The sequence below is a fragment of the Pseudarthrobacter sp. SORGH_AS 212 genome, from assembly GCF_030818145.1.
GTDB lineage: Bacteria > Actinomycetota > Actinomycetes > Actinomycetales > Micrococcaceae > Arthrobacter.
The window spans coordinates 700,453-722,219 of sequence record NZ_JAUTAA010000001.1; the positions used below are offsets into that span (position 1 = coordinate 700,453).

Genomic DNA, 21,767 nt, shown 5'->3' on the forward strand with positions numbered 1-21,767 from the left:
TTCTATGCTATTCGGTCAATGATCAACTGCTGTGCCGGCCGCGACCCCTCCGGTGCGATCACCACTGCGTGCTCCAGCGCCTCCTTTGCCCGGTCGAAACGTTCAGGGGTGTCCGTGAGCAGGGTCATCAGCGGTTCGCCGGCCCGGACCACCGCACCCGGCTTGGCATGCATGCGCACCCCTGCGCCGGCCTGAACGGCATCCTCCTTGCGGGCACGCCCGGCGCCCAGGCGCCAAGCCGCAACGCCCACGGAGAGGGCATCCAGTTCCACCAGGACGCCATCGGCGGGAGCGTAGACCACCTCCGACTCCCGGGCCACCGGCAGCTTCGCGGCGGGGTCCCCGCCCTGGGCCCGGATCATGCTGTTCCAGACGTCCATGGCGCGCCCGTCCTTGAGCGCTGCGGCCGGATCGGCGTCGCGCACTCCTGCGCAGGCGAGCATTTCCTCGGCGAGCCTGACCGTCAGTTCGACGACGTCGGCCGGGCCGCCGCCCGCCAGCACCTCCACCGATTCCTCAACTTCAATCGCGTTCCCGGCGGTCAGGCCGAGCGGGGTGCCCATGTTGGTGAGCAGTGCCACCGTGTTCACGCCGGCGTCCTGGCCGAGGGCCACCATTGTTTCCGCCAGCTCGCGGGCCTTCGCCTCGTCCTTCATGAAGGCGCCGCTGCCCACCTTCACATCGAGCACGAGGGAACCGGTGCCCTCGGCGATTTTCTTGCTCATGATGGACGAGGCAATCAGCGGGATGGCCTCCACCGTGCCGGTCACGTCACGCAGCGCGTACAGCTTCTTGTCTGCCGGGGCCAGGCCTGCCCCGGCGGCGCAGATGACGGCACCCACGTCCTGGAGCTGGGCGAGTATTTCGTCGTTACTCAGGGACGCCCGCCAGCCGGGGATCGATTCCAGCTTGTCCAGGGTGCCGCCGGTATGCCCCAGGCCGCGGCCGGACAGCTGCGGGACAGCGACGCCGAACACCGCCACCAGCGGGGCCAGCGGCAGGGTGATCTTGTCTCCCACGCCACCGGTGGAGTGCTTGTCCGACGTGTATTTCAGGCCGCCGTCGGGGCGGCGAAGGCTGGAGAAGTCCATCCGTTCGCCGGATGCAATCATCGCGGCCGTCCAGCGCGCAATCTCGGTGCGGTCCATGCCGTTGAGCAGGATGGCCATGTTCAGCGCGGCCATCTGCTCATCCGCGATGACGCCGCGGGTGTAGGCATCGATGGTCCAGTCGATCTGCTCCGGGCTCAGCGTGCCTTTGTCCCGCTTGACGCGGATGATGTCGACGGCGTCAAAGGCTTCGGCAATTTTGTCCGTTGCGCGGGTCTCTGTCATCGGGTTTCCTCCAGGTGTTCGGGACCGAAGGCGTCAGGAAGGACCTGGTCCATGGTCTTGATTCCTTGGGTGGTCATGAGCTCCATGTCCGCAGCACGGAATTCGTACAGCAATTGCCGGCAACGCCCGCACGGCATCAGCACGTTGCCGGTACCGTCCACGCAATAGAAGGCACGGAGGCTGCCGCCTCCGGTCATCTGGAGGTTGCCCACCAGGGCGCACTCGGCGCAGAGCGTCAGGCCGTAGCTGGCGTTCTCCACGTTGCAGCCACTGACGATCCGGCCGTCCCCGGTGAGGGCCGCAGCCCCCACCGGGAATTTGGAATAGGGCGCGTAGGCCTTGCGCATGGCGTCGACGGCGGCCGCCTCCAGCGCAGGCCAGTCAACAGTGTTCCCCACGCCGGTCAGCCCTTGACGTACGGTATGCCGCTGGCCGCCGGCCCCCGGGACCTGCCCACCAGGCCGGCAACGGCCAGGACAGTCACCAGGTACGGGAGCATGGCCATGAACTGGCTGGGAACCGGGGTGCCAATGATGGTGACGATGCTCTGCAGGTTGTCGGCGAAGCCGAACAGCAGGGCTGCGAAGAACGCTCCGATGGGGTTCCACCTGCCGAAGATGAGTGCAGCCAGGGCGATGAACCCGCGGCCGCCGGAGATCTCCTTGGTGAAGCTGTCGATGGCCACCAGGGTGAAGAACGATCCTCCGATTCCGGCTACGGCACCGCCCAGCGTGACGTTCCAGAACCGGGTGGCGTTGACGTTGATGCCCAGGGTGTCGGCGGCCTGGGGGTGCTCGCCCACTGCGCGGACCCGCAGCCCCCAGCGCGTCTTGAACAGGCCCACCCAGACCACCAGGACGGCCACGTACATCAGGTACCCCACCAGCGACTGGCGGAACAGGATGGGTCCGATGATGGGAACCTCGGACAGGATGGGGATCTCGATGATGTCCAGCCCCGGCGGCGAGTTGAACCGGGCTTTGTCCTCCTGCATCACGGTGCTGAAGAGGAAGCCGGTGACGCCGGAGACGAGGACGTTCAGGACCACGCCGACGATGATCTGGTTGACCAGGTACTTGATGCTGAACAGGGCCAGCACCATGGACACCACGGCGCCGGCAACAGCCGCGGCTGCCAGGCCGATGAAGGGGTTCTGCGTCATGGTGGCAACGATGGCGGCGGTGAAGGCGCCACCGAGCAACTGGCCTTCGATGGCGATGTTGACCACGCCTACGCGTTCGCAAAGGACGCCGGAGAGCGAACCGAACACCAGCGGGACGGCCAGGGTGACCGAGCCGGCGATCAGGCCTGCCAGCGAGATGCTGGGGGTGCGGGCGCCGCCCACCACCCAGATCAGGAACGCGGCCACGAACAGGACGATGAAGGTGACGGTGAGCCAGCCGGGGGCGGGGCGTCCCTTGGTCTTGAGGTAGACGGCGTAGGCGGCGAGGGCCAGGAGCAGCACCGACAGCACGATGCCGCCGCCGAAGGCGTTGACCTCCAGGGCGGGCAACTGGAAGAAGTCGCTTCCGGTGGAGATGCCGAAGCTGGCCGTCTTGTTGGGGCCGAGGAGTCCAAAGAACACGAGGGCGATCAGCCCGAAGGCGGCCAGCAGGACGGGGGTCTTCCAGCTCACAGGCTTGGCTGAGGTGGCTGCCGCTCCGCTGTCCGCCGCGGCGTTGTCCGGCTGCGGGTTGCCCGGCCGGGATGAAACTGTTGTGCTCATGCTGCACCTCCGGTAGTGGCTGCCTTCGTGGACTTCGCGGCGCGGGCGGGCTTCTTCCGCCGCGGGTTGAGCCCGAAGACGGCGCGCACCAGCGGCGGCGCAGCGATGAAGAGGACGATGAGCGACTGGACAACCAGGACGATGTCGATGGGCGTGCCGGTCTGGATCTGCATCTGGACGGCTCCGGCGCGGAAGGCGCCGAACAGCAGCCCGGCTGCGAAGGTGCCCCACGGCGTCGAGCGTCCCAGGAGGGCGACGGTGATGGCATCGAAGCCGTAGGTGGCTGCCACGCCGTCCGTGAGGACTTTTTCGGTGCCGGCCACCTGGGCCACGCCGGACATGCCGGCCAGCCCGCCGGCGATGGCCATCACCAGGATGGTGGAGCGGGACACGTTGATGCCGGCCGTCTGGGCAGCCTTGGGGTTGGCACCCACGGCGCGGAACTCGAAGCCGACCGTGGACCGGTTCAGGAGCCACCAGACCAGGACGGTGGCACCGATGGCGAGGACGAAGCCAAGGTGGAGCCGGTACTGGCTGCCGAAAATCTGCGGGTACACGGCGGACGGATCGAGGATGGGTGAGATGGGGTTCGACTCCCCCGGCCGCTGGAAGGCCGGAGTGTTCAGCAGGTACCGCAGGAAGTAGAGGGCGATGTAGTTGAACATAATTGTGAGGATGACCTCATGGGCGCCCGTGCGGGCCTTCAGCACGCCGACGAGGCCGCCCCAGAGCGCGCCGCCGACGATGCCCGCCACCAGGACCAGCAGCAGGTGCAGGCCCAGCGGGAGGTGCAGTGCGAAGCCAACCCAGGCTGCAAGGATGCCGGCCACAATGATTTGGCCCTGGGCGCCGATGTTGAAGAGCCCTGCCCGGAAGGCAAGCGCCACTCCCAGGCCGGCGGTGATCAGCGGCGTGGCGATGGTGAGGGTCTCCATGAACGGAGCGAACTGGGCTGCCACACTGTTGCCGCGGGGGTTGAACACGGCCCCTTGGAACAGGGCGATATAGGAGCGGGTGGCGGCGTTCCAGACGGCGGTCAGGAAGTCGGCGGGGCGGGCGAAGAAGTAGCCGGCTGTGGAGGCCACCCGCGTGTCGGTGCTGGCAATGAGCAGGCCGCCGATGACGAGGGCCAGGAACACCGCCAGGACCGACACCATGCCGCTGCCGGTGAAGATCTTGCGGAGCAGCGTGTCAGGGCCGCCGGGCAGCTGCCCGCTTTGGGCGCTGGCAGGGACGGCCGAGGGCCCCATGGCGCCGCCGGCTGTGTCCACGGAGACGACGGCGGCGGTTTCCTCGGCGGCAAGGCTGGCCTGGTGCGGTTTGGCAGGCTGGGTGTCACCCTGCCCTTCGCCGGCAGTTCGTTTGGGGGGATGCTGCTCAGACATGGTCGCCTCCCTCAGCGTCGGAGGTGGGGGCCGGGCGGCTGGCGGCCGGCTGGGGTTGGGCCTGTTCATTCGGGTGGATTCCGGCCATCATCAGACCGAGGACGTCGCGGCCGGTGCCGGCGGGAACGATGCCCACCAGCTTGCCCTTGTACAGCACGGCGATGCGGTCAGCGAGTTCCATGACCTCATCGAGTTCAGTACTGATGATCATCACCGGGGTGCCCTGGTCGCGTTCGGCGACGATGCGCCGGTGCAGGAATTCGATGGAGCCGACGTCCACGCCGCGGGTGGGCTGGGAAGCGATGAACAGGCGCAGGGGGCGGGAAAGCTCCCGGGCCATCACCACCTTTTGCTGGTTGCCGCCGGACAGTGTCCCGGCGGCCGCGGCTGCGGAGGGTGTGCGGACATCGAATTCGTCGATGCGGGCTTTGGCGTTTTCGAGGATCCTGGCCGGGCTCATGCTGATGCCCTTGGCGTAGGGAGGTTTGTCGTAAAGGTCCAGGACCAGGTTTTCGGCGACGGAGAAGGTTCCCACCAGGCCGTCCACCTTGCGGTCTTCGGGGACGAATCCGACGCCGGCCTTCAGGACCTCCTTGACGGACCGGCCCAGGAGTTCCTTGCCGTCGAGGGTGATGGAGCCGGACACCCGGTCCTGGAGTCCCAGGATGGCTTCGGTGAGTTCGGTCTGGCCGTTGCCCTGGACGCCGGCGACGGCCAGGATTTCACCCCGGGCGATGTCGAAGCTGAGTCCGTCCACCACGTGCTGGCCGTTGTGGGCGATAACTGTCAGGTCCCGGACCTCGAAGGTCTTCTCCTGCGGCTTGGCGGGGGCCTTTTCGAGGGTGAGGCTGACGGCGCGGCCTACCATCATCGAGGCCAGGTCCGTGGTGGAAGCCGTGGGCTCCGCGGAGCCGACGACTTTGCCGCGCCGGATAACGGTAATGGTGTCCGAGACTTCCTTGACCTCACGCAATTTGTGGGAAATGAAGACGATGGAGGTGCCGCCGGCCTTGAGCTGCCGCATGATGTCCAGGAGCTCGTCGGTTTCCTGCGGGGTGAGGACGGCGGTGGGCTCGTCAAGGATGAGGACCTTGGCGTTGCGGACCAGCGCCTTGATGATCTCAACCCGCTGCTGGACGCCGACGGGGAGGTCTTCCACCAAGGCATCTGGATCGACGTCGAAGCCGTACTGGTCCGAGATTTCCCGGATCCGGCGCCTGGTTTCGTCCAGGTTGAGGAAGCCCGCCGCTTTGGTGGGTTCGGCGCCCAGGGCGACGTTCTCGGCGACGGTGAATACCGGGACAAGCATGAAGTGCTGGTGCACCATGCCGATGCCGGCCGCCATGGCGTCACCGGGGCCGCGGAAGGAGACGGGTTTGCCGTCGATGAGGATTTCGCCGTCGGACGGCTCGTACAGCCCGTAGAGCACGTTCATCAGGGTGGATTTACCGGCCCCGTTTTCGCCCAGCAGGCAGTGGATCTGGCCGGACTCAACCACCACGTCGATGTGGTCGTTGGCGAGCAGGGTCCCAAAGCGTTTGGTGATGCCTCTGAGTTCAAGTTTCAAAACTCTGACCAATCTCGAAGCGTCCGGTGATCGACCGGACGGGATATGTGGCTGCAGCTCCAGCCTAGTGGGTGCAGCCGTCGGAGAGCCGGGCGGTGGCCCGAAAAAGGGATGCCAGCAAAAAGCGCCACTGCCGGCCAGTCAGGGACGGGCCGGCAGTGGCGCCAAGTGCGAGGGTCAGGCCTTGGGGCTCGCGGCGGATTCGACCTTCAGTTTGCCGTCCACGATGTCCTTCTTGATCTGGTCCAGTTCAGACTTCAGGTCCGCGGGAACCTGGGAATCGAAGTCGTGGAACGGTGCCAGCTGCACGCCGTCGTTGGCGAGGGTGCCAACGTAGGGGGTGTTGCTGAACTTGCCGTCCTTGTCTTCCTTCACCACGGTTTCCACGGCCTCGCCCATCTGCTTCATGACCGAGGAGAGCATGATCTCCTTGTAGTCCGGGGCAGTGAGGAAGCCGTCGGAGTCAACCCAGATCAGCTTGACGTCCTTGCCGGCATTCTTGGCTTCCTGCAGGGCAGCGCCTGCACCCTTGCCCACGGGCCCGGCCACCGGCATGACGATGTCGGCGCCCTGGTCCAGGAAGTTCCGGGTGAGCTGCTTTCCGACGTCCTGCTTTTCGAAGTCGCCGGTGAAACTGCCGTCCTGGGCGTCCTTGTTCCAGCCAAGGAGCTTGACGTCCTTGCCCTTCTTTTCGTTGTAGTACTTCACGCCGTCCGCGTAGCCGTCCATGAAGATGGTGACGGTGGGGATCTTGATGCCGCCGAAGGTGGCCACGGTCCCCGTCTTGGTGGTGCCTGCGGCGAGGTAGCCTGCCATGAACGCCGCCTGCGCGGTGTCGTAGATGATCGGCTTGACGTTGCTGATGGGCGTCTCGTAGCCGAAGTCGATGATGGCGAAGTGGCTGTCCGGGTTGGCCGCGGCCTGCGCCTTGGTGGCATCGCCGAGCAGGAAGCCGACGGTCACGGTGAGGTCGCAGCCGGCGGTCACCATGGCACGGAGGTTGGGTTCGAAGTCGTTGTTGGTCTTGGATTCGACCTGGTTCACCTTGATGCCCAGGTCCTTCTCCGCCTTCTTCAGGCCCTCGTAGGAGGACTGGTTAAAGGACTGGTCATCGAACCCGCCGGAGTCGGAGACGATGCAGCCGGTGTAGTCACTGGCACCGGCGGACGAGGTGCTTCCGGGTTCCGGGGCCGCGCCGCAGGCTGTCAAAAGAAGGGCCGAGGCGCTGACGGTAGCCAGGCCGGCCATTGAACCGCGCTTCAGGCGTGCACGCAGTGATGTCATCAAGATTCCTCCAGGATGCGAGAGTGGCGCTACGGCACGAATTCAATGAGTGTCCGTTTCTGCACTGAAATTCTGTTGTCACTGATGCCCGCAGCATGCGCCGGAGCGCACTGATGCCATCACTTTAGTGGCCTGCGCCACGTGCCCCTAGCACGCTGGCACCAGTTCCCGGAGATTGTTTACAAGTTGTTACCAAGCAGTAGGGGTGACGCGGATCCGCGGCACCCCTACTGCTGGGTGAGGTTGGGGCTTCGGCCCTACAGGCGGACCAGCATCTTGCCCGTGTTGGCTCCATCCAGGAGGTCCATGAAGGCCTGCGGTGCGTTTTCCAGCCCGTCCACCACTGTCTCGTCGTAGCGGACTGTCCCATCAGAGAGCCAGCCGGCCATCTTCTCGGCGAACTCTGCAGAGTGCTGCCGCTGGCCGCCCACCAGGAAACCACGGAGGGTGAGCTGCTTGCCGATGGCCTGCATGAGGTTGTGCGGCGCGGGGGTGGGCTCGGTGGAGTTGTACTGCGCGATGGCTCCGCACATGGCCACCCGGCCGCCGACGTTCAGGACCGACAATGCGGCTTCGAGGTGTTCGCCGCCCACGTTGTCGAAGTAGACGTCGATGCCCTGTTCACCGGCGGCCCTTTGGAGCTGCTCGCGCACAGGGCCGTCGTGGTAGTCAAAGGCGGCATCGAAACCGAGTTCGAGGAGCCTGGCCACCTTGGCGGGTGAGCCTGCGGAGCCGATGACGCGGGAGGCGCCCATGGCCTTGGCAATCTGGCCCACCAGCGAACCGACGGCGCCGGCGGCGCCGGAAACGAAGACGGCGTCCCCTTCCTTGAATTCGGCCACTTTGAGGAGGCCTGCGTAAGCGGTAAGGCCGGTCATGCCCAACGCGCCCAGGAACGCCGATGCGGGCGCCAGGTCGGTCCGGGCCGGGGAGGCCGTGCTGCCTTCCACTACGGCGTATTCGCGCCAGCCGAGGGAATGCACCACGACGTCGCCTTCCTTGTGGGCGCCGGAACGGGACGCGATGACCTCACCCACGGCGCCGCCGTCGAGCGCTTTGTCCAGCGCGAAGGGCGCCGAGTAGGACTTGACGTCGTTCATGCGTCCGCGCATGTAGGGATCCACGGAGATGAACAGGTTCCGGACCAGGATCTGGCCGTCGGCCAGCTCCTGAAGCGGCGATTCGGCCAGCCGGAAGTTCTCCGGGACGGGCCGGCCCACGGGGCGGGACGCGAGCTGGATTTCACGGGTTGCTGCGGGAACGGTGGTGGTGCTCATGCTGCGTACTCCAAAACTTTGAGTTCGACGGTGATGTTGCCGCGGGTAGCGTTCGAGTAAGGGCAGACCTGGTGGGCCTTGGCCACCAGGGCCTCGGCCGTTGCGAGGTCGAGCGCGGGAAGGGCGATTTCCAGTTCGGCGGCCAGGCCGAATCCTGCCCCATCGTCCAGCTGGCCCAGGTGGACCTTCGCGGCGACGGCGGAGTCGGTCAGATCGGCGCGCTCCTTGCGGCCCACCAGGCGGAGCGCCGAATGGAAGCATGCGGCGTAGCCCGCAGCGAAGAGCTGCTCAGGGTTGGTGCCCTGGCCGCTTCCGCCGAGTTCCACCGGGCTGGCGAGGCCCACTTCGAGCTTGCCGTCATTGGACCGGGCGCTGCCGTCCCGGCCCTCGCCGGAGGCAAGTGCTTCTGCTGTGTAAAGGGTCTTCACGTGGATGACCGCCCTTTCATGGTTGGTGTCTGGGTAAATTTTTGAGGCTCGCGGGAGCGTCGTGACGGGGGGCGCTTCAGACCGCGCCGTGGAGGGCGGCGGTGAGTTTAGCGAGGGTTCCGCGTAACTGCTCAAGCTCTCCGGCCGTGAGTCCGGCGGCGTCGGCCAGGCGCTGGGGAATGGCTCCGGCCTTGCTGCTCAGGTCCTTCCCGGCGGGCGTCAGGTGGACGGCCACGCGGCGCTCGTCATCTCCGGAGCGGCGCCGTTCCACCAGGCCCAGGGCTTCGAGCCGCTTCAGCAGCGGGGACAGCGTCCCCGAGTCGAGGCCGAGCTCGTGGCCTAGGTCCTTGACCCCGCGCGGCTCGTTTTCCCACAGAACCAGCATGACGAGGTATTGGGGGTAGGTCAGCCCCAGTTCCTCCAGCACGGGCCGGTACACGGCCGTGGCGGCACGGGATGCCGAATAGAGGGCGAAACACACTTGCCGGTCAAGGCGGGGAGCATCAGTCACAAACACAACGTTAGTCCACAATTCAATTGTGCACAACTTACATGTGCTTGCAGCTCCCCCGGTCCGCTCAAAAAGGCGCGACGCCGGCACTTTGTAAGTGCCGGCGTCGCCTTCTCGTGTGTGTGCAGGCCGAACGGTGCGGCCGGGGCTTCCCCTGCCGCTCAGCCGGGAACGGAGCCTACAGGTCGCGGATGGTGCGCAGGGCCGCACCCGTCAGCACCTGGATCCCGAGACCCAGCGCCCGTTCGTCCAGGATGTAGTCCCCTCGGTGCAGGTCGTATTCCTCGCCGCCCGGCGTCTTGGTTCCCAGGCGCATCATGGCGCCGGGAAGTTCGGCCAGGAACCAGGCGAAGTCTTCGCCGCCCATGGACTGCGGGGTGAGCACCACGGCGCTCTCGCCGATTTCAGCGCGGGCGGACGCTTCTATGAGGGCGGTCTCATGCTCGGAGTTCACCACCGGCGGCACTCCCCTGGTGTGTTCAAGCCGGACGTCCACACCGTACGGCGCCGCCACCTGGTGGACCACCTCATCGAGCAGTTCACCGGCGGCGTGCCAGGCTTCACGGTCCAGGCAGCGCATGGTGCCGGCCATGTAGCCCACCCCGGGGATGGCGTTGGGGGCGGAGCCGGCGGAGATCTGGCCCCAGACCACGGAGACGCCACTGCGGACATCAACCCGGCGGGACAGCACGGCGGGCACATTCACGGCGATCTGGGCCAGTGCGAAGACGAGGTCTTCGGTGAGGTGCGGACGGGACGTGTGGCCGCCGCGGCCGGACAATTCGATCCGGATGGTGTCCGAAGCCGACGTGATGGCTCCGATGCGGGTTCCGATCTTGCCAACTTCGATCCGGGGGTCGCAGTGCAGGGCCAGGATCCGGGGAACACCGTCCAGCACGCCCTGCTCGATGCACGCGTGGGCACCGCCGGGCATCGTTTCCTCGGCCGGCTGGAAGATGATGCGGATGCTGCCGCCCAGGGGCGACTCCTGGTGCATGCGGTGCAGGACCAGGGCGATCCCCAGCATGGTGGTGGTGTGGACGTCGTGGCCGCAGGCGTGCGTGACACCGTGGTTCCTCGACGCGAACGGCAGGCCTGTTTCTTCGATGATCGGCAAGGCGTCGATGTCCCCGCGGAGGGCCGTGGCGATGGGGCCCTCACCAACGTCCACGGTGAGCCCCGTGCCCTCCAGGCGGCGCGGCGCCAGGCCTGCAGCCTCCAGCCGCTCGGCCAGTTTGTCAGTGGTGCGGTACTCCTTGAACGAAAGCTCCGGATGCGCGTGCAGGTCCCGGCGGAATTCGATCAGTTCCGGCAGGAGCGGCTCCAGCCACGGAGCCACCAAAGCGGTGGGTTCGGCTTCAGTAGTGTAATTGCGCACTGCTTCACTCTAGCGATCGTGGCCGCAATAGCGTCCATCACGGTCGCCGCGTTACATCCCGGGCACGGCTGGTGCCCGGGATGGGGACGGCGGCGTCCTAGAGGACGTCGGTGTCGCCGCTGGCCTTGAGGGCGTCGACGGCGGCCTTGACCCGCTGGGAGTTGGCCATGGTGGTGACCAGGAGGGCATCGGGCGTATCCACGATCACCACGTCTTCAATGCCGATCAGGGCAATGACGCGCTTGGTGTCGGTGACCACCACGCCGCTGGAGTTCTCCGTGAAGACTCGGGCACCCTCGCCCAGCACCGTCACGTCATCCACTTCCTTGGCGGAGTTGAGCCGGCCCACGGAGGCAAAGTCTCCGACGTCGTCCCACCGGAAGGTCCCGGGCACGACGGCGACGTCCCCGGCTTCAGCGGCGGGTTCAGCCACGGCATAGTCGATGGCGATCTTCGGCAGCGTGGGCCATACCCGCGCCGTGACCTCATCGCGCTCCGGGGTATCCCAGGCGCGGGCGATCTCCTGCAGCCCCTGGAACAGTTCGGGCTGGTTGGCTTCCAGGTGCTTGAGCAGCAGAGCGACGGGAGCCACGAACATGCCGGCATTCCAGACATAGTTGCCGCTATCGACGTACTGCTGGGCCACCGTTTCGTCCGGTTTTTCCACGAACTCCACCACGTCCTGGGCGCTGGGCGCTCCTTCAACATGGAGCACCTGGCCCGAACGGATGTAACCGAAGCCTGTGGACGGGTGCGTGGGCTTGATGCCGATGGTGACGATTTTCCCGGCAGCTGCGGTGTAGATGGCCTCGCGGACCGCTTCCTGGAAGAGCTGGTCCGGGCTGATCACCTGGTCCGCCGCGAAGGATCCCATGATGGTGTCGGGATCGCGTTCGTGAAGGATGGCGGCGGCGAGTCCGATCGCGGCACCGGAGTCCTTGGGCTCTGATTCAAGCACCAGGTCGGCGTCCTGGACCTCGGGAAGCTGCCTGCACACGGCATCGCGGTGCGCCTTTCCGGTGACCACCAGCATCCGGTCCCCCGCGAGCGGGTGGAGCCGGTCATAGGTGGCGCGCAGCAAGGTGCTGCCCGAACCGGTGAGGTCGTGAAGGAACTTGGGAGCTGCGGCTCGTGACAGGGGCCAGAGGCGGGTCCCCACTCCGCCGGCCGGAATCACCGCGTAAAAGCGGTCCAAAGGTGATACCGGGCTTGTCACTTTGTCTGTACTCATCAAGGCCTACTTTAGCCGAACGGGCGCGGTCGCCCGCGTAGACGGACCTGCGCCCGGTGGCCTGCCCGGAAGCAGGAGAGCCGCTTTCCGAGCAAGGCTTTGTGGCGTTTGTCTCAAAAATTCAGGAAAACCGCGCCACTGCTGGGCAGCAAGATGCTCCTAAATTGAATAAGCTGTGAGCGAAGCCTAGATTTAGGCCTGAGCTACGAGTGCTCTCGCAGCAGGCGTTCCCCCCGCGTGGATCTCATGCCAGCGCCGCTGTGTTGCAGGGAGGTTTATCAGTGCCGACAAAACCAGCTGGCACCTTGTACCGCGGCCGTGAAGGCATGTGGTCCTGGGTAGGACACCGGATTACCGGTGTAGTGATCTTTTTCTTCTTGTTGGTCCACGTCCTGGACACAAGCCTGGTGCGTGTGTCCCCGGAGGCGTACACCGCCGTCATCGGCGCCTACAAGAATCCGCTGATGGCACTGGGTGAGACGGGCCTTGTCGCTGCGATCGTGTTCCACGCCTTCAACGGCCTGCGCATCATCGCAGTGGACTTCTGGAAGAAGGGCGCCAAGTACCAGCGCCAGATGCTTTGGGTAGTCCTGGGCCTCTGGGTTGTCACCATGGTCGCCTTCTCCATCCGCCACCTGTCCCTCGCCCTCGGAGGTCACTAAGCCATGACTGCAACCATCGAGAGCCCCCGCAGCGGGCGGATCGCACCCCAGTACCGCCGCAACGGCGGAAGCCGGGGCAACTTCGAGATGATCGCCTGGCTGTTCATGCGCCTCTCCGGCGTGGTGCTGGTGGTCCTTATCTTCGGGCACCTGTTCGTCAACCTCCTGGTGGGCGAGGGCATCCACGCCATCGACTTCGGCTTCGTGGCCGGCAAGTGGGCAGATCCGTTCTGGCAGTTCTGGGACCTGGCCATGCTGTGGCTGGCCATGCTGCACGGGACCAACGGCGTGCGAACCATCATCAACGACTACGCCGAGAAGGACTCAACCCGCCGCTGGCTGAAGACGGTCCTCTACTCGGCCACCGTCGTCATCATCGTCCTGGGCACCCTGGTGATCTTCACCTTCGATCCGTGCCCCGTGGTGGACGGCGTTCCGCTGCCCGGCGGTTTCTGCCCTGCCTAGCACCAGCATCATCCCGGGCCCGCGGGCATAAACCGCGGGCCCTGTTGTGCGGGGACAGCAGCACGCCCCCGTTTGTTTTATTGCGAATTTTGAGAGAAAGAGCGTCTGGTATGCAGGTCCATAAGTACGACGTCGTCATCGTCGGTGCCGGTGGCGCTGGCATGCGCGCCGCGATCGAATCCGGTCAGCGCGCGCGCACAGCAGTACTGACCAAGCTCTACCCCACCCGCTCGCACACAGGTGCGGCGCAGGGTGGCATGTGTGCAGCCCTTGCCAATGTCGAGGAAGACAACTGGGAGTGGCACACGTTCGACACCGTCAAGGGCGGTGACTACCTGGTGGACCAGGACGCCGCCGAGGTCATGGCCAAAGAAGCCATCGACGCCGTGCTCGACCTGGAAAAGATGGGCCTGCCGTTCAACCGCACGCCCGAAGGCCGGATCGACCAGCGCCGTTTCGGCGGCCACACCCGCGACCACGGCAAGGCACCCGTCCGCCGTGCGTGCTACGCAGCGGACCGTACCGGCCACATGATCCTGCAGACCCTGTACCAAAACTGCGTCAAGCACAACGTTGAGTTCTACAACGAGTACTACGTCCTGGATCTGCTGACTGTCGAAGAGGATGCGGTCCGCGAAGACGGCACCGCCTACAAGCAGAAGCGCGTTGCCGGCGTGGTTTCCTACGACCTCGCCACCGGCGAACTGCACGTATTCCAGGCCAAGTCCGTGGTATTCGCTTCCGGTGGCGCCGGCAAGGTCTTCAAGACCACCTCCAACGCCCACACCCTGACCGGTGACGGCATGGGTATTGCGTTCCGCCGCGGCATCCCCCTGGAGGACATGGAGTTCTTCCAGTTCCACCCGACAGGCCTTGCGGGCCTGGGCATCCTCCTGTCCGAGGCCGCCCGCGGTGAGGGCGCCATCCTGCGCAACTCGGAGGGGGAACGCTTCATGGAGCGGTACGCCCCCACCATCAAGGACCTGGCACCCCGCGACATCGTGGCCCGTTCCATGGCCAACGAAGTCCGTGAAGGCCGCGGCTGCGGCCCGAACAAGGACTACGTCCTCCTGGACCTGACCCACCTGGAACCGGCGCACATCGACGCCAAGCTCCCGGACATTACCGAGTTCGCCCGCACCTACCTCGGCGTGGAACCCTACACGGAGCCGGTGCCGGTGTTCCCCACCGCGCACTACGCCATGGGCGGCATCCCCACGAACATCAAAACCGAAGTCCTCCAGGACAACGACACCGTGATCCCCGGCCTGTACGCCGCGGGTGAGGTGGCCTGTGTGTCCGTCCACGGCTCCAACCGCCTCGGCACCAACTCCCTGCTGGACATCAACGTGTTCGGCAAGCGTGCCGGCGTCGCCGCTGCGGAATACGCCAAGACTGCCCAGTTCGTGGAGCTGCCGGAGAACCCGCTGGACTACACCACGGACCTGCTGGACATCGCCCGCAACGGCACCGGCGACGAGAAGGTGGCGCAGATCCGAAAGGAGCTGCAGGACACCATGGACGCCAACATGCAGGTGTTCCGCACCGCGGACACCCTGAACCAGGTCCTGCGCGACATCGCCTCCTTTGAGGAGCGCTACAAGCACATCAACGTGCAGGACAAGGGCAAGCGCTTCAACCTTGACCTCCTCGAAGCCGTGGAACTGGGCTTCCTCCTGGAACTGGCCAAGGTCATGACTGTTGCTGCCCTGCACCGCGAGGAATCCCGCGGCGGACACTTCCGCGAGGACTTCCCGGACCGTGACGACGAGAAATTCATGAAGCACTCCATGGCGTACAAGGATGACCACGCTCCGGCTGACGGATCGGCGGAAGCAATCGCCGGGATCCGGCTGGCCACCAAGCCGGTCGTCTTTACCCGCTACGAGCCGATGGTGAGGAAGTACTAAGATGACCGCTGAAATCGCTGAGCCAGCCTCAAAGATTGAACTGCCTGCCGGCGTCGGCGGGGGCGGCGAAATCCCCACGTTCGATGTCCACATGCGGGTCCGCCGGTACAACCCGGAGGTCTCGGAAGAGGCCACCTGGGATGACTACCACCTCACCATGTACGGTACGGACCGCGTCCTGGACGCCCTGCACAAGGTCAAATGGGAGATGGACGGCAGCCTGTCGTTCCGCCGTTCCTGCGCCCACGGCGTGTGCGGCTCCGATGCCATGCGCATCAACGGCCGCAACCGCCTCGCCTGCAAGACCCTCCTGAAGGACCTGGACACGTCCAAGCCCATCACGGTGGAACCCATCAAGGGCCTGCCGGTGGAGAAGGACCTCATCGTGGACATGGAGCCGTTCTTCCAGTCCTACCGCGAGGTTATGCCGTTCCTGATCAACAAGGGCCACGAGCCCACCAAGGAACGCCTCCAGTCCGCTGAGGACCGTGAGCGCTTCGACGACACCACCAAGTGCATCCTTTGCGCTGCGTGCACGTCTTCCTGCCCGGTCTTCTGGACCGACGGCCAGTACTTCGGCCCGGCGGCCATCGTGAACGCACACCGCTTCATCTTCGATTCCCGTGATGACGCCGGCGACATGCGCCTTGAGATCCTCAACGACAAGGAAGGCGTGTGGCGCTGCCGCACCACCTTCAACTGCTCCGAGGCATGCCCCCGCGGCATCCAGGTGACGCAGGCGATCGCCGAGGTCAAGCAGGCGATCCTGTCCCGCAAGATCTAAGGATCACCAGCGGACGACGGCGTCACTCACCCCACGTGGTGAGTGGCGCCGTCGAACGTTAAACCCCACGCCGTTCGACAGGAAGGGGACACCGTGTCCCGCTCAGAAAAGGTCACATTCGCCGGTTCCACCGGGGAGATGCTGTCCGGGATCATCGATATTCCGGAAGTCCCCGTCAAGGGCTGGGGTGTGTTCTCGCACGGATTCACCCTGGGCAAGGACAGCCCGTCCGCGTCCCGGATGTGCAAGGCCCTTGCGGACAGCGGCGTGGGCATGCTGCGGTTCGACAACCTGGGCCTGGGCGGCTCGGCCGGCGAGTGGTCTGCCGGTTCCTTCAGCCACAAGGTTGCCGACACGGTCAAGGCCGCGGAGTTCATGCGCAGCGAGGGCAAGGAAATTTCGCTGCTGGTGGGCCACTCCTTCGGCGGCGCGGCAGTCCTGGCCGCGGCCCGTGAGATCCCGGAGCTCGACGCCGTCGCAACAGTCGGCGCCCCCTTCTCGCCCAAGCATGTGGCCCACGTCTTCGACGCCGCCCTGGACCGGATCCTGAACGAAGGCAGCGCGGAAGTGGACCTGGGCGGCAAGCGGGTGGAGATCCGCAGGCACTTCGTGGAGGACCTGGAAAACGCCGACCTCACGGACTGCATCCGGCAGCTGCACAAGCCGCTGATGGTGCTCCACTCCCCCACCGACAACACCGTAGGGATCGAGAACGCCAGCACGATCTTCCAGACCGCCCGGCACCCACGGAACTTTGTCTCCCTGGAAGGCAGCGACCACCTCCTGACCGGCAAGGGCCAGGCCGCCCGGGCTGCCAGGATCATCGCGGCATGGGCCGACCAGTACCTCGACGCCGCGCACTGACCGGCTCGAGGCTGGCTTGGCCGGCCACCTGTGCGCTGCCTACTTGCCGATGGCGGCCTTGCTCTCGCTGATCCATTGCTCGGCCGCCTTCTCAGGCGTCAGGCGTTTGAACAGCACCTCGGTGTTGATCCGCGCCGTGATCTCGGAGACCGCAGTAGAACCCGTGGGTCCGATGTAGGTGGGCGCAAAGTCCATCTTGCCGATCTCGCCGATGTAGGCGGCCTCCACTTTCCCTTGCGGCGTCAGGAGGTCCTGGATGGCCGTGCGCATTTCGGGGTTGCTCGGGACACCGCGGTCGCTCTGTATGATTTTCGCGGCGGACTGGTTGTTCACCAGGAAGTTCACCAGTTTGGCCGCGGCTTCGGTGTGCTTGCTCCGGGCGGAAATGGTGTAGAACTGCGACGACTGGAGCCAGATGCCGGGTGTGGGCTTCTCGCCGGGGAGCTTGAGGAGTTTCAGTTCGGCGCCGGAGGCTTTGCTGAGCGCTGTCAGGGAGTTGCTCCACGTGAGCATCATGCCGGCCTGGCCCATGCCCATGAGCGTCTGTTCGGTGCTGACGCTGAGCTTTTCCACTGTCTCGGAGGCGTTGGGTGCGGCGCCGGACTCACTGAGCTTGAGGGAGAAGTCGAAGTAGTCCTGGACTGTCTCCTTGGTGAGGCCAAGCTGGCCGTCCTGGGTATAGAGGGACTCCCCCCGCTGCCGGGCGAACGCGTCCAGGGAGTCGTGGGTGAGGACCGTTGCCGTCCCGTAGGTGCCCTTGGGGCTCTTAGCCGTCACGCTCGCCGCAGTTTCGGCGAAGTCCTCCCAGCTCCAGGTGGTGTCGTCCGGGAGGGGAATGCCGGCCGCCGCAAAAACAGCGGGGTTCACCACGATGGCGAGGGCGTTGGCACCGGTGGAGATGCCGTACTGCTTGCCCTGGACCTGGCCGTTGTCCAGCGCCCCCTGGTCCAGCTTGGCAAGGTCGAGCTGACCTGAGACTTTGGAGAGATCCAGCAGCGCTCCACGGTTGGCGTATTCCGCCGGGTAGGCGCCGCCCATGGTGATGACGTCCGGTGCATCGTTAGCGGCAACCTGAGTGGCGAGTTTGTCGAAATAGCCACCGATGTCGCCGAACTCGGGCTTCACCTTAATGTCCGGGTTGGCGGCTTCGAATTCTGCAATGGCTTTGTTGGTGAGCTCTGCACGTCCCGCATTTCCCCACCAGACGAACCGGATCTCCACCGGGCCGTCTCCGGCTCCGCCCGACGGTGCGGAGCATGCCGCGGTCAGTCCTAGCAGGCATGCTGCACTAAGCATTGCGACGGATGTGCGGAGGCCGTGGGTACTGAGGCGCATCATCGGGTCAGCTTCTTCCCTCGTCAGAAAACGGTTTCGTGAAACGTATCACAACGCGGTTGGCCGCCAACAGGCCCTGCTGGTTTCCGGGGATGCCGGGCGCGGGTTACTCAGGTTTGGGGAATGGTGTGGCGGGCGCCGAGGATCGATTTGCGCGGCTTGTCCCCCGCTGCGAGATCGGCTTCGCGGACCGCCGACCAGCCTGCCGATACGAGGTACACCTGGCTGACGAAGTTGAACCAGATGAGCAGCCCAATGATGATGGCAAACGGCGCCAGGATGGGATTGCGGCCGGCACCGCCCAACAGTTCGGTGCTGAAGATCTGCAGCACCGTGGTGCCGATGGCTGCCAGGATGGTGCCTTCCAGAAGGGCGCGGCGGGAGAGCTTGAGCCCGCCTGCCAGCCGGAACATGATGAGGGCTGTCACCCAGCTCAGGACCAGCGGAACGGCGATTTTAATGAGTGTCGTCAGTGGGCCGGCCACAGCATCGTCCAGGTTCAGGAAATCAGATACCCAGCCTGCTGCCGTCCCGAAAATCAGTGAGGCACCGGCGCTGATGACGAGGGCTACCCCGAGGAGGAGCAGGGTGCCCGCGTCCCGCAGCTTGAGGACCACGGGGTTGACCACCAGGGGCGGCAGTTCCATGACGCCCCGAAGCCCGTCCCTGAGCCCGTTGATCCAGCCCAGGGAGGTGATGATGGTGACGATGGCGGCGATGATGGCAGTGAGTCCCAGGCCCTGCGGGTTCAGGAGGTCCTGGGGGTCCACCAGGCCCGTTCCGCCGTCCACCTTCAACAGGCCCGGGGCACTTGAGGCCACGCTGCTGACGATGCTGTCCAGCAGTGCAGGCTGTCCGCGAAGGACCAGCCCCGCAACGGAGAAACCGGTGGCCAGCAGGCCGGTAATGGAGAAGAACATGTTGAAGCCGATGCCGGCGCTCATCAGCGGACCGTGCTGAAGGCTGTAATGCCGGAAGGCGCGCATGGGACGGAAGGCGTTCAGCCGGGCAAGCAGCCATTGGACCATGGCCAGGAGGGATTTGAGGCCCCCGCCGCCGGACCGCCGCGCCTTGCTCCAGTCCATCCGCTTCTGGCTGACGGCCAGCTGCAACTTGGCGCGCTCAGTGGGAAGAGGCTGCCCCGCCGGTTCGGGATGCCGCTTCCGCAGCACCGTCCGCGAATCGGGTGCCGGCGTCGTTGTCAGTTTCGGTCCCAAAGTCCAGCTCTTCCCGTAGCTGCCAGATGCCGTCTGCATCATGCTCGTAGAGTCCCATGCTAACCACGGGGAAGGTGGCCTTGTAGCTTTTCAACACCGTTTCCGCCTCATCGAGGCTTTCCGGGCTGACATCGTGGGCAATGGTGACGTGCGGATGGAAAGCGAAGGGCAGGTCACGCTGCAACGGACCCTGCTGGAGCTTTTCGTGCAGCTCGACGCACTGGTCGAAACCGTCCTCGACCTTGATGAACACCACTGGTGATACGGGGCGGAAGGACCCGGTCCCGGAGATGGTGACCATGAAGGGGCTCTGCCGGCGGGCCACGTCCCGGACGTGGGCCAGGGTTGCCTCCCAATCATGGGTTGGCGTGGTGGTCACCAGCGTGATGTGCGCAGGCACCACACCGGCCAGCGGATCGCCGAAGGACGCACGCCATTGCTGGAGCTCTGCTGCGATGTCAGGCGGGAACCCGAGGATGACGCCGACGCTGGAAGACATGGTGCTAGCGGACTCCTGCGAGGCTGTGGGACGGCAGGAAGCCCATGCGCTCGTACACCTGGGCCATCGTCACGGAGGCAATCTCCCGCGCCCGCTCTGCGCCAAGGGCCAGCAGCCGGTCCAGCTCGGCAGGATCGGCCATCAGTTCATTGGTCCGGTTACGCAGTGGGGTGACGAAGTCCACCACCACTTCAGCGAGGTCCACCTTGAGGTGGCCGTACATCTTGCCCTCGTACTCGGCCTCAAGATCAGCCACCGGCTTCCCCGTCAGGGATGAGTAGATGGTGAGCAGGTTGGAAACGCCGGGCTTCTCCTCGGGGTCGAACCTGATCTCCGTGCCGGCATCGGTCACGGCGGACTTGATGCGCTTGGCGGCAATCTTCGGGTCCTCCAGGAGCTGGATGGCTCCGTTGGGCGACTCGCCGGTTTTGGACATCTTGGCGCTGGGGTTCTGAAGATCGTAGATCTTCGCGCTTTCCTTGAGGATGGTGGCCTCAGGGACGGTGAAGGTGTCGCCGAACTTCGTGTTGAACCGCTGGGCGAGGTTGCGGGTGAGCTCGAGGTGCTGCCGCTGGTCCTCGCCTACGGGCACCAGGTCCGTCTGGTACAGCAGGATGTCCGCCGCCATCAGCGTGGGGTAGGCAAAAAGCCCCAGGGTAGCGGTGTCCGCGCCGGACTTCTGGGTCTTGTCCTTGAACTGTGTCATCCGGGAGGCCTCGCCGAAACCGGTGATGCAGTTCAGCGCCCAGGCCAGCTGAGCGTGCTCAGGCACGTGGGACTGGACGAAAAAGATGCTCTTGTCCGGGTCGATCCCGGCCGCGATGTACTGGGCAGCCACGATCCGCGTGCGCTTGGCAAGCTCCGAGGGGTCGAAGTGCACGGTGATGGCATGCAGGTCAGGAATGAAGAACACGGCGTCGTACTCGGCCTGCATGTCCACCCAGTTGCGGACGGCTCCGATGTAGTTGCCCAGGTGCAGGGAATCGGCGGTGGGCTTGGCACCTGAGAGGATGCGCTTCTTGGCGGCCGGGGTGGGCTGGAGTGTCATGCGTAAGACTTTCGGGGCTTAGAGCTGGTAGTCCACTACCAGCGGGGCGTGGTCGGAGAAGCGGGTGTCGTACGTGGCCGCGCGGTCCACGACGGCGGAGGTTGCCGAGGCTGCCAGCGCCGGCGTCGCCAGGTGGTAGTCGATGCGCCAGCCGGCGTCGTTGTCAAAGGCTTTGCCCCGCCAGGACCACCAGGTGTACGGCCCATCCATCTCCCCGGACATGGTCCGGTGGACGTCGTGCCAGCCGATTTCCTCGCCCAGGAACCGGTCAAAGTAGGCGCGTTCTTCCGGCAGGAATCCGGCCTTCTTGAGGTTTCCCTTCCAGTTCCGGATGTCCAGGGGCGTGTGGGCCACGTTGAGGTCACCCACCACCAGGGCATGGTCGCTGTGCTTGGACAGTTCCGGAAGCCTGGTGCTCATGGCGTCCAGGAAACGGTACTTGTCGTCCTGCTTGGGGGTGTCCACCTCGCCGGAGTGCACGTAGGCGCTGGCCACGGTGAGCTGTACGCGCTCCCCCGAGGCATCGGTAACGCGGAAGTCGGCTTCGACCCACCGGCCGGCGGTGGCAAAGTAGTCATCGCCGATCCCGTTGCGCGTGGCGATGGGCTCTTCGCGGGAGGCGATGGCAACGCCGGCGCGGCCCTTGGCCTCGGCTTCGGCGTGAAGGATGTGCCAGCCTTCGCCCAGCAGCTGCCGGACAATGGCGTCGGGCGCACGGACTTCCTGGAGGCAGAGGATGTCCACGTCGCGCGGCTCCAGCCAGGCGGCCATGCCGTTCTTGTAGGCAGCCCGCAAACCGTTCACGTTAACGGATGCGATGCGGAGGTGGTCCTTCTTCAATGCCGAGCTCACCCGTTCCACT

At 65.5% G+C, this 21,767-nt stretch carries 21 protein-coding genes; 5 read left to right on the forward strand and 16 right to left on the reverse strand.

Annotated elements, in window-relative coordinates; translation table 11 throughout:
- Positions 1-2: 2 nt before the first annotated feature.
- From QE394_RS03075 to QE394_RS03125, 11 genes are all read right to left on the reverse strand, one after another.
- The gene (locus QE394_RS03075; RefSeq protein ID WP_056082020.1) at positions 3-1,334 is read right to left on the reverse strand and encodes a thymidine phosphorylase; all 1,332 of its coding nucleotides are present in this window, start codon (positions 1,332-1,334) and stop codon (positions 3-5) included.
- On the reverse strand, positions 1,331-1,732 hold the full coding sequence (locus tag QE394_RS03080) for a cytidine deaminase (RefSeq protein WP_349033681.1): 402 nt from the start codon (positions 1,730-1,732) through the stop codon (positions 1,331-1,333). Before QE394_RS03080 ends, QE394_RS03075 begins: the two co-directional genes overlap by 4 nt.
- A gap of 5 nt (positions 1,733-1,737) precedes the next feature.
- Complete coding sequence (locus QE394_RS03085; RefSeq protein WP_056082023.1) at positions 1,738-3,060, reverse strand: ABC transporter permease; 1,323 nt, start codon at positions 3,058-3,060, stop codon at positions 1,738-1,740.
- Positions 3,057-4,445, reverse strand: a complete 1,389-nt coding sequence (locus QE394_RS03090) for an ABC transporter permease (RefSeq protein WP_261620619.1) — start codon at positions 4,443-4,445, stop codon at positions 3,057-3,059. The genes QE394_RS03085 and QE394_RS03090 overlap by 4 nt, the downstream gene beginning before the upstream one ends.
- A complete protein-coding gene (locus QE394_RS03095) occupies positions 4,438-6,012 on the reverse strand; it encodes an ABC transporter ATP-binding protein (protein ID WP_261620620.1) in 1,575 nt (524 codons plus the stop codon). The genes QE394_RS03090 and QE394_RS03095 overlap by 8 nt, the downstream gene beginning before the upstream one ends.
- 177 nt (positions 6,013-6,189) lie before the next feature.
- A complete protein-coding gene (locus QE394_RS03100; RefSeq protein WP_349033682.1) occupies positions 6,190-7,296 on the reverse strand; it encodes a BMP family ABC transporter substrate-binding protein in 1,107 nt (368 codons plus the stop codon).
- 257 nt (positions 7,297-7,553) lie between these two features.
- Entirely contained in the window at positions 7,554-8,573 is a 1,020-nt protein-coding gene (locus QE394_RS03105) for an NADP-dependent oxidoreductase (RefSeq protein WP_349033683.1), read from the reverse strand.
- Positions 8,570-9,001 carry an organic hydroperoxide resistance protein gene (locus tag QE394_RS03110; RefSeq protein WP_056082037.1) on the reverse strand — a complete coding sequence of 144 codons (432 nt, stop codon included), beginning with the start codon at positions 8,999-9,001 and terminating at the stop codon, positions 8,570-8,572. The genes QE394_RS03105 and QE394_RS03110 overlap by 4 nt, the downstream gene beginning before the upstream one ends.
- Before the next feature lie 76 nt (positions 9,002-9,077).
- On the reverse strand, positions 9,078-9,512 hold the full coding sequence (locus QE394_RS03115) for a MarR family transcriptional regulator (RefSeq protein WP_056082373.1): 435 nt from the start codon (positions 9,510-9,512) through the stop codon (positions 9,078-9,080).
- A 178-nt stretch (positions 9,513-9,690) separates the two neighbouring features.
- On the reverse strand, positions 9,691-10,890 hold the full coding sequence (locus tag QE394_RS03120; protein WP_349033684.1) for an amidohydrolase: 1,200 nt from the start codon (positions 10,888-10,890) through the stop codon (positions 9,691-9,693).
- A 97-nt stretch (positions 10,891-10,987) separates the two neighbouring features.
- Positions 10,988-12,121: a mannose-1-phosphate guanylyltransferase gene (locus QE394_RS03125; RefSeq protein WP_056082043.1), complete on the reverse strand. Its 1,134-nt coding sequence runs from the start codon at positions 12,119-12,121 to the stop codon at positions 10,988-10,990.
- 281 nt (positions 12,122-12,402) lie between these two features.
- Between QE394_RS03125 and sdhC the strand changes: the two genes are divergently transcribed.
- The 5 genes from sdhC to QE394_RS03150 all read left to right on the forward strand — a co-directional run bounded on the left by sdhC (position 12,403) and on the right by QE394_RS03150 (position 16,806).
- A complete protein-coding gene (sdhC, locus tag QE394_RS03130; protein WP_082178227.1) occupies positions 12,403-12,783 on the forward strand; it encodes a succinate dehydrogenase, cytochrome b556 subunit in 381 nt (126 codons plus the stop codon).
- 3 nt (positions 12,784-12,786) lie between these two features.
- Entirely contained in the window at positions 12,787-13,248 is a 462-nt protein-coding gene (locus QE394_RS03135; protein ID WP_056082046.1) for a succinate dehydrogenase hydrophobic membrane anchor subunit, read from the forward strand.
- Between the two features lie 110 nt (positions 13,249-13,358).
- Positions 13,359-15,158, forward strand: a complete 1,800-nt coding sequence (gene sdhA, locus QE394_RS03140) for a succinate dehydrogenase flavoprotein subunit (RefSeq protein WP_349033685.1) — start codon at positions 13,359-13,361, stop codon at positions 15,156-15,158.
- A 1-nt stretch (position 15,159) separates the two neighbouring features.
- The gene (locus tag QE394_RS03145; RefSeq protein ID WP_015936415.1) at positions 15,160-15,942 is read left to right on the forward strand and encodes a succinate dehydrogenase iron-sulfur subunit; all 783 of its coding nucleotides are present in this window, start codon (positions 15,160-15,162) and stop codon (positions 15,940-15,942) included.
- Between the two features lie 93 nt (positions 15,943-16,035).
- A complete protein-coding gene (locus tag QE394_RS03150) occupies positions 16,036-16,806 on the forward strand; it encodes an alpha/beta hydrolase (protein WP_056082052.1) in 771 nt (256 codons plus the stop codon).
- Between the two features lie 39 nt (positions 16,807-16,845).
- Here the strand turns inward: QE394_RS03150 and QE394_RS03155 are convergent, their stop codons facing one another.
- From QE394_RS03155 to QE394_RS03175, 5 genes are all read right to left on the reverse strand, one after another.
- The gene (locus tag QE394_RS03155) at positions 16,846-18,144 is read right to left on the reverse strand and encodes an extracellular solute-binding protein (protein ID WP_349033686.1); all 1,299 of its coding nucleotides are present in this window, start codon (positions 18,142-18,144) and stop codon (positions 16,846-16,848) included.
- Positions 18,145-18,251: 107 nt separating this feature from the next.
- Positions 18,252-19,226, reverse strand: a complete 975-nt coding sequence (locus QE394_RS03160) for a YihY/virulence factor BrkB family protein (protein WP_349033687.1) — start codon at positions 19,224-19,226, stop codon at positions 18,252-18,254.
- A 37-nt stretch (positions 19,227-19,263) separates the two neighbouring features.
- A complete protein-coding gene (locus tag QE394_RS03165; RefSeq protein ID WP_261620757.1) occupies positions 19,264-19,857 on the reverse strand; it encodes a 2'-5' RNA ligase family protein in 594 nt (197 codons plus the stop codon).
- A gap of 4 nt (positions 19,858-19,861) precedes the next feature.
- Positions 19,862-20,905, reverse strand: coding sequence for a tryptophan--tRNA ligase (gene trpS / locus QE394_RS03170; RefSeq protein ID WP_349033688.1), 1,044 nt, complete (start codon positions 20,903-20,905; stop codon positions 19,862-19,864).
- A gap of 18 nt (positions 20,906-20,923) precedes the next feature.
- Positions 20,924-21,757 (reverse strand): exodeoxyribonuclease III, encoded by an 834-nt coding sequence (locus tag QE394_RS03175; protein WP_056082380.1) that lies wholly within the window; start codon positions 21,755-21,757, stop codon positions 20,924-20,926.
- Between the last annotated feature and the right edge of the window lie 10 nt (positions 21,758-21,767).